Genomic DNA, 16575 nt, shown 5'->3' with positions numbered 1-16575 from the left:
TTTAAGATCACAGGCTTTCCGTCAGCGCATCTTGAATACTGTGCACCATATATTTCAAGCGTGGTCCGATCTCGTCGACTAATTTTTCTGCGCTGAGCAAATAAGAAGGCGAGCCGCAGTTAAATACATAAATGCCGTGCTTTAAACTGACGAGGGGTACTGCAACTGAGTTAATGCCTTGTTGCCAATCGCCCAGAGACAAACAATATCCGTACTGGGCGTACTCATCAAATGCTTTTTTGAGCATCATTTCAATTTGTGGCCACTCTTCAGGATGTTTCTTCTGAATCGCCTCAAGTAAGCGTTTACGTTCAAATTCTGGTGTCGCAGCAAGGCAAGCTCGTCCCATAGAACTGCTATAAAGTGGTAAGGTGGAACCAATCGGGCGACGAATTTTACTATTGGTTTGAACAACATCCAGATAGAGCATATTTAGACGATCACGCGCTGCCAATGCAACGGGTGCCTGAGCATATTGGCTCATTTCTTCCATATAGCGATGTGCAGTACTACGCACAGTTAAATTCGAGAGCGCGGCATAACCCAAAGACAATACGCCAATATCCAGCATATATTTTGGAGAATCTGGCATTTGTTTTAAATAGCCTAAGCAAACCAGCGTATTGGTTATTCTGGCAATGGTGGGTTTGGGTAGTCCTGTCATTTTTGCCAGCTCGAGATTACCAAGAACTTGGTGCTGTAAAGAAAAACAACGCAGAAGTTCAAGGCCACGTGCCAAAGACGCAATAAACTGAGGATTGTTTTCTCGATGAATATGGGAAATTGGATCTAAACGAATTTCATCAAAATTGAGTGGTTTATCATTTTTTTTAAGTTCAGTACTTTGCGACATTCCATGCTCAAACAGAAGGCTAAAGACCGATAATAGAGCATTTCATTTTGTATTGTAAGTATCTCCATTCATCGCAAGATACAATGAATGGATCTGATGAATACATGTAGGGCAGATCAATTATCCAGAAACATTTTCAATGACCATCGCTAAGCCTTGTCCTACACCAATACACAAGCTCACCACCGCATACCGTTTATTACGACGCTGAAGTTCTCTAGCAACCGTAAGAGCTAAACGTGCACCGGAAGCGCCCAGTGGATGCCCAATTGCAATAGCGCCGCCGTTTGGGTTTACACGCGGGTCATCAAGCGAAATGCCTAATCCCTTTAAACATGAGAGTACTTGTGAAGCAAAGGCTTCATTAATTTCGATAATATCTAAATCATCTAGCGTAAGTCCTGCACGCTGTACTGCTTTTTTGATGGCTTCAATTGGGCCAGCACCCATAATTCGAGGTTCAATACCTGCTGCTGCCGCAGAAAGTATTTTAGCCATAGGCTTTAATCCATATTTTTGACCCGCCTGTTCAGAACCGATCAGCAGTGCCGCTGCACCATCATTAATCCCTGATGCATTACCTGCTGTCACTACACCACCTTCAAAAAGAGGCTTAAGTTTACTCAAGGCATCAACGGTTGAGCTTGGGCGAGGGTGTTCATCTTCGCAGATGAGTTTAGGTGGCAGTTTCTTACCCTGAGGCACTTCAACAGGCGTGATTTCGTCAGTAAAAAAACCATCTTGTTTGGCTTGCTGGTATTTTGCCTGTGAATCTGCTGCAAACTGATCGGCCTGTGCACGGTCTATACCGTATTCCACCGCGACATTGTCGCCTGTTTCGGGCATAGAGTGCCCACCAAACTGCGCGGTAATTTTTTTATTTGGGAAGCGGGTACCAATGGTGGTGTCATAAATTTTTGCTTCGCGGCTAAACGCACTTTCTGCCTTGCCCATCACAAATGGCGCTCTAGACATGCTTTCTACTCCACCCGCAATGTATAAATCGCCTTCACCACAGGTAATTGCACGTGCCGAATCGATGACTGCCCCAAGGCCGCTCGCACAGAGACGATTGATCGTCTGACCCGGTACCGTTACGGGTAAGCCTGCGAGTAATGCAGCATGCCGCGCAATATTGCGACTGTCTTCACCCGCTTGATTGGTATCCCCTAAAATAACATCTTCAATGTCTGCACCCGGTACGCCGGTTTTTTCAATGAGTCGTTGAATGACCAATGCGGCCAAATCGTCTGGTCGAATCGAGGCCAATTCACCTGCATGGCGACCAAATGGTGTACGTAATCCGTCGTAAATATATGCATTTAACATGTCTGAAATCCTGAATTATGATGCGCTATAGGTAAGGGGTAATTGTAATGTCACTCTACGTTGCAGCCATGGACTAGGTCGATAACGTGGGTCTAGGGTAAGTGCCGAGATGCGCGTTAGAATCAGTAAAATCTTATCGGCGCCTAGTACTTCGCCCCACTCAATAGGGCCGTGTGGATAGCCTAAGCCCAAACGTACTGCTGCATTGATGTCATCTACGGTTGCAATACTTTGCTGAGCCATGTCACAGCCCAAGTTAATCACCATGGCCAGTACGCGCTGCGCAACAAAGCCAACACTTTCTGCAATCGTGCTTGCACCAACGCCGTCAAGGTTGAAAATAGAATGTGCAGCTTGGCAAAGTTCTGGTCGTGTTATTAGTGAAGGCATCAAGGTTCGATGGCGCTCAAGCCCATACAGTAGATCAATCGCAACGCATTGTTTGGCATCGAGTCCTAATCGCTTTGCGGTATGTGTTGTATCTTCGCCGTAGCAGGCTAATAAACATAAGCTGTCTGGCTGCGGTGTTGCGCCGTTATCCATTGTGATCTGCTGTTGTTTTAAATAATGGATCAGGGCATCATGATCTGCCGTGTAATCTGCAGCAACCCAGACCGCTGGATATTGCTCAAGCCGAGCGACATGTGAGGGGGCGGCTTCATTGGTTTTTTTACCAGCTTCATAACGATAAAATCCCTGACCGGTCTTACGTCCAAGCTGTTTACCCGCTAGAAGTTGTTGGGTAAGCGGGTTTGGACGATAGCGTGGCTCTTGATAATATTGCTGATAAATAGACTCCATGACAGGATGCGATACATCTAATCCGGTCAGATCGAGTAGCTCAAATGGCCCCATTTTAAAGCCAACACCCTCTCTTAATATCCGGTCAATTTCGCTGAACGTTGTAACCGATTCATTGAGTATTTTCAGTGCTTCAGTGCCATAGCCACGGCCGGCATGGTTTACGATAAAGCCCGGTGTGTCTTTTGCCACGACTGCCCGATGTCCAAATGCATGAGACAGTTGCATCATGGTCTCTACATGTTTTGCATCGGTTTTTAAACCTTGTATGACTTCGACCACTTTCATAAGTGGAACAGGGTTAAAAAAATGATAACCAATTACACGTTCTGGAATACGACACTGCGCCGCAATCGCAGTCACAGACAGGGATGAGGTGTTAGAAGCTAAAATCGTGCTGTCTGGCACAATCTCTTCAAGCTGCTGCATTAAGGCCTGTTTGATGTCTAGCCGCTCAATAATTGCCTCAATAATCAGATCACATACTTTCAGATCAGGTAGGCTTTCGGTCACGATCAGGCAGTCGATGGCCTTTTGAGCCTGTTCAGACGTAATTTTATTTTTTTCGACCAGTTTATTGAGGGTTTCAGCCAGTTTATTTTTGGCTTGTAAGGCTGCGCCATCTTTAGTGTCATACAAATAGGTGGTATGTCCTGATTGAGCTGCAATTTGGGCAATTCCACTGCCCATAATGCCGACCCCAATAATCCCTATATGTTGTATTTGCTGTGTCATACCGTCGTTCCTCGGGTATTTGATTATTCTCTTAAACGTTGCACAAGTTTAAAAATTATTTGCCTTGATAAACGGGTTTACGTTTTTCCATAAAGGACTGAATACCTTCAGATTTATCTTGTGTTGAAAAAAGCAGTTGAAAAGACTTCCGTTCTAATGTCAGTCCTGCATTGAGAGGTACATCTTCACTGTGTAGCGCCACTTCTTTAATCTGCTGTAGCGCGATAGGCGGCATTGCGGCAAGGTTTTGCGCCATTTTGATGGCAGTTGGAATCGTGTCTGCATCTTCGGTCACTTGAGATACCAGCCCAATACGATAGGCTTCATCGGCAGGTACCAATACACCAGTCATGATCATGCGCATGGCGTGAAATTTACCGACCGCACGAAACAGGCGCTGCGTTCCACCTGCACCCGGCATAAGTCCCACTTTAATTTCTGGCTGGCCAAAATTGGCACTTTTTCCGGCAATGATAATGTCACTATGCATGGCAAGCTCACAGCCACCACCCAAGGCAAAGCCGTTCACTGCTGCAATAATTGGTTTTGGACACTGCGCAATGGCATTCCAGTAACGTTCGGTGTGTCTGAGCAACATCTCTGTAGAGGTAGCATTTGCCATTTCTTTTAAATCTGCACCCGCAGCAAATACCGAGTCTCCACCAGTGAGTACAATCGTATGAATATCATCATTAAAGCTTAAATCGTTAAATGCTCGAGCCAAATCTTTACGGATTTGCGTATTGAGCGCATTTTTTGCTTCTGGTCGATTAATTTTCACAACGGCTATGTTTTTAACTGAATAATCGACTTCTACGAAACATTCCTGTTGAAGATTTGTCATTTTATTATCCTTAATTTCGCACATCAAAACACTGTTCCTCATATCATGCGTATTTGTGATTTTTTTTCAAGCACTTTTTCCTTAATTGCGTATCATTTTTAAAAGATAAACAAAATAAAGCATCAAAAATTCAAAATTACGATAAAAAATTTCGTTTAACGAAATTTATTTTTAAAAAGTATTGTAAATTTGGTTTTAGTTCTCGTAGTATGAAATTAGTTTAAATTATTTTAGATATGTGAATTTGGTGGACAGGGAGAACACACATGATCCGCGATGATGGAATGTTGCAGCAGTTACTTTCAACCATTCGAGACTTTGTCCGCAATGAATTGATTCCCAGAGAGCACGAAGTAGATGAAAATGACCGTATTCCACAGGATATCGTGCAGCAAATGCGTGAAATGGGCCTATTCGGATTAACTATTCCAGAAGAATATGGCGGCCTTGGTATTACCATGGAAGAAGAGGTCAATGTTGCATTTGAATTGGGACATACATCGCCAGCGTTTCGTTCACTGATTGGAACAAATAATGGCATTGGCTCGAGTGGCTTAATTATTGATGGTACAGATGAACAAAAGCAGAAATACCTGCCCAAATATGCCAGCGGTGAGATTATTGGTTCGTTTTGCCTCACTGAACCAGAAGCAGGATCTGATGCAGCATCCTTAAAAACGACAGCAGTGAAAGACGGTGACTTTTATGTGATCAATGGAACCAAACGTTACATCACAAATGCACCACATGCTGCAACCTTTACCGTGATGGCGCGAACCAATCCAGAGATCAAGGGGGCAGGAGGAATTTCAGCATTTTTGGTTGAGGCCAATACACCAGGAATATCGTTAGGAAAAATTGACAAGAAAATGGGCCAGAAAGGCTCACATACCTGTGATGTTATTTTTGAAAATTGTCGTGTTCCGGCTTCAGCACTAATTGGAGGCGTAGAGGGCGTTGGTTTTAAAACCGCGATGAAAGTACTCGATAAAGGGCGCTTACATATTGGTGCGTATAGTGTCGGAATTGCCGAGCGCATGCTCGATGATGCACTGCGTTATGCGGTAGAACGCAAACAATTTGGTCAACCGATTGCCAGTTTTCAATTAATTCAAGCCATGCTGGCCGATTCAAAAGCTGAGATTTATGCAGCAAAATGCATGGTGCTTGATGCGGCCCGACGTCGTGATGATGGTCAGAATATCAGTACAGAAGCCTCATGTGCCAAGATGTTTGCTACTGAAATGTGTGGCCGTGTGGCAGATCGCTGCGTACAGATACACGGCGGCGCTGGATATATCAGCGAATATTCAATCGAACGTTTTTATCGAGATGTTCGTTTATTCCGTTTATACGAAGGCACAACTCAGGTTCAACAGCTCATTATTGCCAAAAACATGATTAAGGATATTACACACTAAACAAAAGTATATGAGGCAGAGGATGCCTCATCATTTAATTGTCTGAGGAAATAGACATGACAACGGATACAATTACACAAGATCGTCCTGTTGCAGTGATTGAAACACCCAAAAAGATTTGGATTACCGCGTTTGTTTTTGCTTTTTTAGCGCTATTGTGCGATGGCGCAGATCTTGGATTTCTGGCACTAAGCTTAACTAGCTTAAAGGCAGAGTTTCACCTCACGGGAGTACAGGCCGGCACTTTAGGCAGTTTGACTTTACTCGGATCGGCCATAGGCGGCTTGTTTGGTGGTTGGGCATGTGACCGTTTTGGACGAGTCAGAATTATTGTTTTTTTTGTTGCTTACTCGTCGATTCTCACCTGTGCGCTCGGCTTTACTCAATCTTATATGCAATTTGCATGTATACGTGTGCTTGGAGCAATGGGGCTTGGTGCGCTGTATATCGCGTGTAATGTGTTGATGTCTGAAATGGTGCCTACCAAACACCGCACCACCGTTTTGGCAACACTCATGACCGGCTATACTTTAGGCTCATTGCTTGCAACCTTACTCGCGGGACATATTATTCCCGATCATGGCTGGCGCTATTTGTACTGGTTATCGATTACACCTATTGTATTATCATTTTTTATGCATTTTATGGTGCCTGAGCCAGCATCATGGAAAATCTCATTCGAACGACGTGCTCGTGTGCATGCCCAGCAACCAGCTGTAAAATCTACAAATCCATATCGGGAAATCTTTAAAGAGCGTCGTCATGGCGTCATGTTCTTACTTTGGGTGGTGAGTACAGGCGCCTTACAGTTTGGTTATTATGGTGTGAGTAACTGGTTACCTGCCTATTTAGAATCTGATCTTGGTATTAAATTTAAAGAGATGGCCATGTATATGGTCGGTACCTTTATGATCATGATCTTTGCCAAAATTATTGCTGGTATGATTGCCGACCGTTTGGGCAGACGCGCTGTTTTTGCCTTTGGTACGATTGGTACCGCACTATTTATTCCGGTGATTGTTTATTTAAACACGCCTATGAATATCTTATGGCTCATGTTGATGTTTGGGTTTTTATATGGCATTCCGTATGCAATTAATGCCACATACATGACCGAAAGCTTTCCAACCTCAATGCGTGGCTCTGCCGTCGGGGGTGCCTATAACGTAGGCAAAGTGCTCTCTATTTTTTCTCCACTTACCATTGGTTATTTATCACAGCAAGGTTCTATTGGTTTAGGGCTACTCGTGATGGCTGCTGCGTATTTTATTTGTGGTGTCATTCCTTTGTTATTTATTAAGGATCGTTTGTTTAATCCACAAAAAGCAGATTAACTCTACGTAATTTTAAATGCGTAGAAAAGATTACAAATGATTTTAGCAACAATAATGAGAACAATGGATCAATTAAAAAAGGTGTATCAATGAAAATGGAAGTTTTAGATTCGATACAAAATGACGTGGTTCAAACGCCTAAGCGCATCTGGATGACTGCATTTATTTTTTGTTTTTTTGTTTTATTGTGCGACGGTGCCGACATCGGAATTTTGGCATTTACATTGACCAGCTTAAAGGCGGAGTTTGGCTTGACCAGTGTTCAAGCAGGAGCGCTGGGAAGCTGGTCAATTTTAGGCATGGCCATTGGTGGATTGGCGGGTGGTTGGGCCAGTGATCGTTTTGGTCGCGTCCGGATTATTGTGATTGCCACTGCCGCATTTGCAATTTTATCTGCATGTACGGGTTTTGCGCAGTCTTATACCCAAATCGCAATTTTAAGAACGATTACCTGCATGGGGCTGGGGTGCCTGTATATCGCCTGTAATACCCTAATGTCGGAATTGGTGCCAACCAAATATCGCACCACAGTTCTGGCCACACTCATGACGGGATATACCCTAGGCTCGTTAGTTATTACCGGTTTATCGGGTTGGATTATTCCAGAGTTTGGCTGGCGAATGCTGTATTTCATCACCATCATTCCCATTGTACTGGCTATTTTGATGTGGATGCTGGTACCAGAACCTGCCTCTTGGCAACGTGCACGTGAGTTAAAGTTGCATGCTGCACCCACAAATCATGCTCAATCGAAAAACCCGTATATCGCTCTTTTTAAAGATAAACAGCACGGCAGAATGCTGATGCTCTGGTCGTTTAGTTCTGGATTTTTACTGTTTGGTTACTTTGGAGTCAGTAACTGGCTGCCTGCTTATCTTGAGGCCGAACTCGGCATCAAGTTTAAAGAGATGGCGGTATACATGATTGGTACCTTTATTACCATGATGTTTGCAAAAGTAGTGGCCGGTTTTGTAGCGGATCGTATTGGTCGACGCATTGTGTTTGCTTTTGGCACCTTTGGAACAGCCCTGTTTATACCGGTTGTGGTCTACTTTCATACTGCTCAGAACATTGGCTGGCTGATGCTGATCTTTGGTTTTCTCTACGGGATTCCGTATGCCATCAATGCGACCTATTTAACTGAAAGTTTTCCAACCTCGATTCGTGGTACAGCAGTGGGTGGTGCCTTCAACATCGGACGTATTGGGGCTATTTTTGCACCGATCGCGATTGGATATCTTGCCATGCACAACTCCATCGGTGCCGGATTGTTACTCATGGGCGTGGCTTATTTTATGTGTGGCCTCATCCCGACATTACTGATTAAGGATCGTTTATACGATCCGCAACGTGCGGATTGAATCCGGTTTGTTTATCGAAACCATTCAAGGAATAGATGATTATGGTGAATAAAATCACGACAAATATAGAGTCGGTCTTAAAATCGATTCCAGATGGTGCAACCATTATGACCAGTGGCTTTGGTACCACAGGGCAGCCCGAAGCCTTGATTGAAGCGCTCATTGATATTGGCACCAAAGATCTGACCATTATTAACAATAATGCATCTTCTGGGCCGGGAGGGCTCACCAAGCTATTTTTGGCCGGTCGAGTGAAAAAGTTAATCAGTTCGTATCCTAAATCCATCAGCTCGACAGTATTTGCAGATTTATATCGTGCAGGGAAAATTGAACTTGAACTGGTGCCTCAAGGTAATTTGGCCTGTCGAATTCAAGCTGCTGGCGCTGGTTTGGGTGCAATTTTTACCCCAACCGGCTATGGAACCAAAATTGCCGAAGGAAAAGAGACACGTCATATCAATGGTAAAAACTATGTACTTGAATATCCATTAGAAGCGGACTATGCCCTGATTTATGCAGATAAAGCGGATCGATGGGGAAATCTGACTTACCGAAAAGCTGCCCGAAACTTTGGTCCTATTATGGCCAAAGCTGCAAAACAGACCATTGTACAAGTGAACCAAACCGTTGAACTGGGAACACTCGATCCTGAATGTATCATTACCCCTGGGATTTTTGTTCAACATGTCGTTGCAGTAGGAGACATCTAATGCATGTTCAAAAAAGAAATCGCGAAGAAATTGCTGCGCTCATTGCACAGGATATTCCTGATGGTGCCTACGTAAATTTAGGAATTGGCCTTCCCACGCATGTGGCGAAATATTTGCCAAAGGACAAAGAGATTTTCTTGCACTCGGAAAATGGTGTCTTGGCATTTGGTCCACCACCTATGGCAGGTGCAGAAGATCCCGATCTGGTCAATGCAGGAAAAGAGTTGGTGACGCTCCTTGATGGTGGATGTTTTATGCATCACGGTGATTCGTTTGACATTATGCGGGGCGGCCATCTGGATATTTGTGTGATTGGAGCGTTTCAGGTGGCAGTCAATGGAGATCTGGCCAATTGGCATACAGGGCGAGCCGATGACTTACCTGCGGTGGGCGGCGCAATGGATCTGGCAGTTGGTGCAAAAAGCATTTTTGTATATATGGAACACATCACCAAAAAAGGTGAACCCAAAATTGTGGAAACACTACATTATCCGATTACTGGGCAGCAATGTGTGGATCGAATTTACACCGATCTATGTGTGATTGAATTAAAAGCAGGTCAGGCGCATGTCATTGAAATGGTCGACGGACTAACATTTGAAGCATTGCAGGCTGTGACCGGATGTAAATTAACTGATGCAAGAGCCGCTGCATGATGATGTGCTTAGTACAGCAAGGTGATCTCGCAGGTTGAAATCAAAATAAAATCTTTAAGGATAAAAGATGAAAAAACTATTACTGGCTGTGGCTTGTACCACGGCCTCAGGAGCGCTTTTTGCAAATTCGGGTACTACAGAACAACGAATTCAGACATTAGAGATGGAGTTAGCGCGCTTAAAGGCCGATTTGGCTCAGCAAAAACAACAAAATCAATCGGTTGAAAGTGTTCAGGCACAGCAAGTGAGTACACCTCAAAATACAGCCCCAAAAGATAAAGTAATTCCACCGTCTTGGGTCAATTGGACGGATCAAGTGAAGGTGTATGGAATTGCACGTCTTGATGCCGCTGTAGATTTTCAGTCTTCACCAGACAGTGGCGGACGTACTACGAGTAGTCTATATCGTACACCTTTTGAAAGTAGCACCAGAGCCAATCACGCACGTTCGGATGCCAGTATTAATGCCAGTCGAATCGGCGTGTATTTTAATAATCCCGATAAAACAATTTTAGGTAATGTCGAAGCAGACTTTTTTGACAGCTCGACCATGGGTACAGGCGATGGTAAATTCCGTATCCGACATGCATTTTTCACTTATAAAGATTGGACTTTTGGTCAAACATGGTCCTTGATGTCGAATATGGAAACTCGAACGGAGTCTGTCGATTATACGCAGTTCTTAGGTACCTCATACACCCGCCTGCCACAAGTACGATATGACTGGAAAATAGATGCTCAGCAGGACTTGAAATTGGCACTGGAATACACCGGTTCACGTGTATCGGCGTTGCCGTCTTTCACCACACGTTATAGTTATAAACAGGGCCCTCTCTTGGTTTTGGCACAAGGTTTTATCAATGAAAAATCGGTCGATGTTGGGACAGAGAATATTAAAAAAATCAGTTGGGGCGCTGGTGGTGGCTTAAAATATGCCTTTACACCTATGCAATCGATTCAAGCCAATTATCAATATATCGTGGGCGATCAAAAATTTATGCCTTATACCGCGCAAAGTGGGCTGGCCAATGCATCTACGCTCAATGCTGCTGGAGACTTTTCTTTAAATCAGGATAAAACGGCATTGGTCATGAATAAGTTGCATGCCTTTAATTTAGGATATACCTATAAGTTTAGTCCGTATTGGCGCACCAACTGGTCGGCATCGTTATTTAAGTATGACGATCGTACCACCTATGCAAAACTAAATCCCGATGCCAATAAGCAGCTTGTCGATTACGTAGCAAACTTATTCTATAGTCCGAATACTCAACTCGATTTCGGTATTGAATATCATCAGGGGCAGCGAAAAGTGTTTGATGGTCGTACCGCCGATGTGTCACGAATCAATGTTGTCTCTATGTACAAATTCTAGTTTGGGATGATCTAAATACAATGCAAAATGTCATGCAGTCCGCTGCTCAACCCTTGAACATGTCACGAGGTTTGGTATTTATCTTGGCCATGACATGCGGCATTTGTGCAGGCTCAAACTATTATAATCAGCCGTTGATCTATTCTATCGCGCACGCATTAGGAGTCAGTCCAGATCAAGCGGCACTAGTGATTGTGATTGGGCAGCTCTCATATGCGGTGGGGCTGTTTTTACTGGTGCCGCTGGGCGACTTTTTTGAAAAAAGACGCTATATCGTTCTGTTAATGTTATGCACTGGATTTTCACAAATCGGCATTTCATTTAGTCCAAACCTGAGTGCATTGTATGTTTTAACATTCATGTCGACATTTTTTTCGGTATCGACACAAGTGCTGGTTCCTTTTGCTGCTGGGCTGGTCTCTACACAGCAAAGCCCCCGCATTGTGGGTACGCTCATGAGTGGCCTGTTTATGGGGATTTTATTGGCCCGATCTGTTGCAGGCTTGATCTCTACATTGTGGTCGTGGCACGCGGTCTATTTACTCAGTGGTGGATTAATCCTGATTTTTGCAATTGTGGTTTGGTTCCGTTTACCTGAAGCACATCGAAGCGGGCAGATCAAACTTTGGCAAATCTATGTATCACTCTTTACGCTTGCCACCCATGAGCCACATTTGATTCGGCGTGGTATTGTAGGCGGTATCGGGTTTGGAATTTTAGCGCTCATCTTTACTACCATGACTTTTTTACTGGCCAATGCACCTTACTATTTTAATGATTTTCAAATTGGCGTATTTGGTGTGGTAGGGCTGGCTGGTGTATTTGCGACACATTGGGCGGGTAAAAAAATTGCTAAAAAACAAGAAAATTTAACCGCATTGCTCAGTTTGATCTTACTTATAGCAGCATGGTTTCCATTATTTTTTGCCCAAAAATCATTGATTCTTTATGCTTCAGGTGTAATTTTGGCCTATTTTGGATTATCTGCATTACACGTATTGAATCAAAATCTGGTCTATCGGATCTCACTTCAGGCAAGATCAAGAATTAACTCGATTTACATGACATTGTATTTTGCAGGTGCTGCACTGGGCTCACTCATGGCGGTCTATGCTTGGAAACATTGGGGCTGGACCGCCTGTGCAAGTATAGGTTTAGGTATGGCGATACTCAGTTTTATGATTGATCGTTATGACTTTTATATCATGAAACGCTCGGCTCATTGCGACTAAACAAAGCGTTTCATCGCGCTGACTTAACGTCGGATAATCATAAAGGTTGCTGAGGCAAAGGCATAAATCTTACCTTGATCATCAACAATTTTACCCTCGGTGGTAATGATATTCCGTCCCGCATTAATCAGCTCCCCATGCGCATAATAGGCGGTATCTATTTGCATAGGACGGATCATCTTTACATTTAAATCAATGGTGCCGTAGCCCGTATTTGGGCCGAGTACCGAATGTGCTGCGCCACCCGTAGATGTATCTAAAGCAGTGGCACAAAAACCGCCGTGTACGCCACCTTGTACATTTAAGTGGCTCTTATTGGGAATCACTCTATACACCACTTTTCCTTCAGATGCTTCAATCAATTCCATTGGCAAGGTGTGTGCCATTGGGGAGGCATCTACTTCTCCTTGTTTTAAAGCGGTTAAAAACTCAAGACCCGTTTGCATATGACATCCTTGTTAAATGGTAGAATAAAACAGAATTAAACATACTATAAAAACAAATTATTCAAAATATAATTTTGCATAACAAAAATTAAATTTATTTTCAGTTTTTATTTAATATTTTTATTAATACGTTGATAAGTTATTAAGATATTGTAATTGTTCATTTATTTTTAAAATAAAAGTTCCTCTAATCTATATATTTGCATAGTTAGCATTGAATTCATGTTGTTTTGCAGAAATTAATTTTGCATTATGAAATTAAATTGGTTATTTTTGATTCATAGAGTTACAAGATTGGATGTGTCTATCCATCACTTACAACACTGCAAGGGATTACAGAGATGCCGGTTTATCAAGCGCCACTTCGTGATATGCAATTTGTTTTACATGAGCTTCTAGAGGTTGAAACTACATATCAGCAATTTCATGATTATAAGGATATGCTCAGCACAGAGGTGATCAATCAGTATTTAGAGGCAGCCGCAGATTTTTGTGAAAATGAAATTGCACTGCTCAATCAATCTGGTGATCAGCACGGGTGTCGATTACATGAAGGTGTTGTGACCACGCCACAAGGCTTTAAAGCGGCGCATCAAAAATATGCCGAGCTGGGTTTTCCATCCTTGACAGCAGATCCCGAATATGGCGGGCAAGGGATGCCAACCTTGCTTCGAATCGCAATTTCTGAAATGTTGTGTGGCTCGAATTGGTCTTGGGCCATGTATCAAGGGCTTTCACATGGTGCAATGCGTACGCTTGAGCATCATGGTACACCTGAACAAAAACAAAAATTTCTGAGTAAACTGATTACAGGCGAATGGACGGGCACCATGTGCCTCACCGAGTCACATGCCGGATCAGATTTAGGCTTGATACGTACAAAAGCAGAACCCAATGCAGACGGGAGCTATGCAATTTCTGGTGAGAAAATCTTTATTTCTGCTGGAGAGCACGATTTAACCGAAAATATTGTACATATTGTGCTGGCACGTTTGCCTGATGCACCTGCTGGGACCAAAGGCATTTCGCTTTTTATTGTGCCAAAATTTAATCTTGATGAGGCGGGAAATATTGCAGATCGAAATGCAGTGCTGTGTACATCAATCGAGCATAAGATGGGGATTCATGGGAACGCGACCTGCGCACTCCATTTTGATCGAGCAACAGGCCACTTAATTGGTCCGCCACATCGTGGGCTCAATTGTATGTTTACCTTTATGAATACTGCACGTATTGGAACGGCTGTACAAGGATTGGCAGCATCACAAATAGCCTTTCAAGGGGCTTTGGCTTATGCCAAAGATCGTATGGCTATGCGTGGACTTACGGGTGCACATTTTCCCGAAAAAAATGCCGATCCGATTATTGTCCATCCCGCTGTTCGTAATATGCTAATGACGCAAAAAGCTTTTGCAGAAGGCGGCCGTGCACTTGTGTATTTTTTAGCACAGCATGCAGATATTATCGAAAAATCAAACGATCCTGCCCAAATTCAACGCTCCGATGAGCTGCTGGCCTTTTTAACTCCAATTGCCAAGGCATTTTTGACCGAAACAGGCAATGAGTCGGCCAAACATGGTATTCAAATATTTGGTGGTCATGGATTTATTGTAGAACATGGTATGGAGCAAATTGCACGCGATGCCAGAATTTCTACGCTTTATGAGGGAACCACTGAAATCCAGTCGATCGACTTACTTGCGCGTAAGGTATTAAAGTCTAAGGGTAAACTTCTGAACAATATGCTTAATTTGATCGATACATTTATTGCAGCGCATCATGCAGATCCAGCCTTGAGTCTATATATTGAAAAGCTCATTGCATTAAAAGGAGAGTGGTTGAATCTTACTCAAGAGATTACAACGGTTGCAAAGCAAAATCCTGAAGAAATTGGCGCTGCCAGTGTTGATTACTTATATTATTCTGGTTATGTAGTATTTGCTTATCTGTGGGCAAAAATGGCACAAGTTGCCCATGAAAAACAACAAAACACAGCACAGGATACTCGTTTTTATGCGGCTAAAATTAAGACTGCGAATTTCTTCTTCGATAAGCTGCTGACCAGAACACAAAGCCATGCCGCTTCAATTAAATCAGGCGCTTCCTCTGTAATGGCATTGAGTGAAGAGGACTTTGCTTTTTAAAAAACAGATGATGCTTGAAGATATCAGATTCTATTGATATACATTTTAAGCGCGACATTTTCACTGTTATTATACTCAGCCCATGATGAGGCTGAGTATTTCTTTATAAAATGATCAGATACGATCATCGAACAAGATGTATGGAAAATGAATTATAAAATATTGCGTAACTCACGTGCTGTTTCTTGCAATAGGGGCAAGATATGCTGAATCAGATATTCTTTTGTGGTTCGCATCGTGGGCGACACAATATTGAGGGCGGCTACCACACGTGATTGCTGCCCATAAATAGGAACAGCCAGTGCATGTACACCGAGTTCATGTTCTTCACTTGAATAACACCAACCCTGTTCTTTAATTTCAGATAACAGATCTAGAAAAATCACATTATCGGTATGGGTATACTTGGTTAAACGCTGTAAAGGGTACTGATTTAGCCATTCTTGTTGTGCGAAATCATCTAGATAGGCCAACAGAATTTTTCCAGCTGAGGTGGCATGTGCAGGAAGTCGATTGCCCAAATGTAATCCGTAAGGATTTACACGATCTGTCTGTTGATGCGCTGCGCTACGTGCAATGGTAATGGCTTCATATCCATCTAATACCATCACGGAGTAGATTAAGGAAGTTTGTGTGGTCAGTAAGTTGAGCAGGGGTTGCGAAATTTTTGGAAGCTGGGCACCGCCCAAATAAGAGCCTGAAAATTTTAAAATTTTTGGTGTTAAATAAAAGTAATGACCATCTGAATCTAGATAACCAAGATACTCCAGCGTGAGTAGATGCCGACGTGCTGCTGCGCGCGTCATGCCGGTGCGTTCGGCTGCCATGGTAATATTAAGGCGATGACGATCTGTGCCAAAGCTATCAAGTATTGCCAGACCTTTGCTAATACCTGCAACAAAGTCTTCATGACGAATCGTTTTTTTATTGGCAGGATTTTGAAGAATATTTTCTTCTCTGACTGAATTTCTATCCATGACGCACTCAAAATATGTTCGTTACAATACAGGTCATATTGCATGCTTACTATACTCTGAAAACGGATCAATTAAATGATGTTTTGTTCGAACATCGAACATAATTTTTACAAATCGAACAAAACCTTGTGAGTTGCTCTAGCGCTCAACCATAAAATTATAAAAAATGATCAAACAAGGGAATCCTACTAAATGACTAAGGAATAGTGATTTATATCTCTCATTCATCTCCTTCTTCATGTCTGTTTTCCTTCCTTTCAAATTTGCTAGATGCACATTGGAGTTATCTAATGATAGATAAAAGTGCAGCGACCCTAACGGAAGCGCTCTCCCAGATCCACGACGGTGCCACCATCC

General features: G+C 43.0%; 14 protein-coding genes. 8 read left to right on the top strand and 6 right to left on the bottom strand.

Annotated features, from left to right (window positions below):
- Positions 1-7: 7 nt before the first annotated feature.
- The 4 genes from Aso01_RS15320 to Aso01_RS15305 form a co-directional block, all read right to left on the bottom strand.
- Positions 8-853 (bottom strand): IclR family transcriptional regulator, encoded by an 846-nt coding sequence (locus Aso01_RS15320; protein WP_004937840.1) that lies wholly within the window; start codon positions 851-853, stop codon positions 8-10.
- Positions 854-973: 120 nt separating this feature from the next.
- The gene (locus Aso01_RS15315) at positions 974-2182 is read right to left on the bottom strand and encodes a 3-oxoadipyl-CoA thiolase (protein WP_004937837.1); all 1209 of its coding nucleotides are present in this window, start codon (positions 2180-2182) and stop codon (positions 974-976) included.
- A 15-nt stretch (positions 2183-2197) separates the two neighbouring features.
- Positions 2198-3718, bottom strand: a complete 1521-nt coding sequence (locus tag Aso01_RS15310) for a 3-hydroxyacyl-CoA dehydrogenase (protein WP_004937835.1) — start codon at positions 3716-3718, stop codon at positions 2198-2200.
- A 55-nt stretch (positions 3719-3773) separates the two neighbouring features.
- Complete coding sequence (locus Aso01_RS15305; protein WP_004937834.1) at positions 3774-4562, bottom strand: enoyl-CoA hydratase; 789 nt, start codon at positions 4560-4562, stop codon at positions 3774-3776.
- 266 nt (positions 4563-4828) lie between these two features.
- On the opposite strand from Aso01_RS15305, the gene Aso01_RS15300 reads away from it, so the two are divergent.
- From Aso01_RS15300 to Aso01_RS15270, 7 genes are all read left to right on the top strand, one after another.
- Positions 4829-5983: an acyl-CoA dehydrogenase family protein gene (locus Aso01_RS15300; RefSeq protein WP_004937831.1), complete on the top strand. Its 1155-nt coding sequence runs from the start codon at positions 4829-4831 to the stop codon at positions 5981-5983.
- A gap of 56 nt (positions 5984-6039) precedes the next feature.
- On the top strand, positions 6040-7317 hold the full coding sequence (locus Aso01_RS15295) for an MFS transporter (protein ID WP_004937829.1): 1278 nt from the start codon (positions 6040-6042) through the stop codon (positions 7315-7317).
- Between the two features lie 89 nt (positions 7318-7406).
- The gene (locus tag Aso01_RS15290) at positions 7407-8678 is read left to right on the top strand and encodes an MFS transporter (protein ID WP_004937826.1); all 1272 of its coding nucleotides are present in this window, start codon (positions 7407-7409) and stop codon (positions 8676-8678) included.
- 41 nt (positions 8679-8719) lie between these two features.
- Positions 8720-9388, top strand: coding sequence for a 3-oxoacid CoA-transferase subunit A (locus Aso01_RS15285; RefSeq protein ID WP_004937825.1), 669 nt, complete (start codon positions 8720-8722; stop codon positions 9386-9388).
- Positions 9388-10044, top strand: a complete 657-nt coding sequence (locus Aso01_RS15280) for a 3-oxoacid CoA-transferase subunit B (protein WP_004937824.1) — start codon at positions 9388-9390, stop codon at positions 10042-10044. The genes Aso01_RS15285 and Aso01_RS15280 overlap by 1 nt, the downstream gene beginning before the upstream one ends.
- Positions 10045-10111: 67 nt before the next feature.
- Positions 10112-11419 (top strand): outer membrane trimeric porin-like protein DcaP, encoded by a 1308-nt coding sequence (gene dcaP, locus Aso01_RS15275; protein ID WP_004937823.1) that lies wholly within the window; start codon positions 10112-10114, stop codon positions 11417-11419.
- A 20-nt stretch (positions 11420-11439) separates the two neighbouring features.
- Positions 11440-12651 carry an MFS transporter gene (locus Aso01_RS15270; RefSeq protein WP_004937822.1) on the top strand — a complete coding sequence of 404 codons (1212 nt, stop codon included), beginning with the start codon at positions 11440-11442 and terminating at the stop codon, positions 12649-12651.
- A gap of 23 nt (positions 12652-12674) precedes the next feature.
- Here the strand turns inward: Aso01_RS15270 and Aso01_RS15265 are convergent, their stop codons facing one another.
- Positions 12675-13097 carry a PaaI family thioesterase gene (locus tag Aso01_RS15265; RefSeq protein ID WP_004937821.1) on the bottom strand — a complete coding sequence of 141 codons (423 nt, stop codon included), beginning with the start codon at positions 13095-13097 and terminating at the stop codon, positions 12675-12677.
- 341 nt (positions 13098-13438) lie between these two features.
- On the opposite strand from Aso01_RS15265, the gene Aso01_RS15260 reads away from it, so the two are divergent.
- A complete protein-coding gene (locus tag Aso01_RS15260; RefSeq protein ID WP_004937820.1) occupies positions 13439-15241 on the top strand; it encodes an acyl-CoA dehydrogenase C-terminal domain-containing protein in 1803 nt (600 codons plus the stop codon).
- A gap of 152 nt (positions 15242-15393) precedes the next feature.
- Here the strand turns inward: Aso01_RS15260 and pcaU are convergent, their stop codons facing one another.
- Positions 15394-16218, bottom strand: a complete 825-nt coding sequence (gene pcaU, locus Aso01_RS15255; RefSeq protein WP_004937819.1) for an IclR family transcriptional regulator PcaU — start codon at positions 16216-16218, stop codon at positions 15394-15396.
- Positions 16219-16575 lie beyond the last annotated feature (357 nt).

The sequence above is a fragment of the Acinetobacter soli genome, from assembly GCF_000760595.1.
In the GTDB taxonomy this organism is placed as follows: Bacteria; Pseudomonadota; Gammaproteobacteria; order Pseudomonadales; family Moraxellaceae; genus Acinetobacter; species Acinetobacter soli.
The sequence above is the reverse complement of the archived record's forward strand: the minus strand, read 5'-3'. Positions and strand labels throughout refer to the sequence as shown.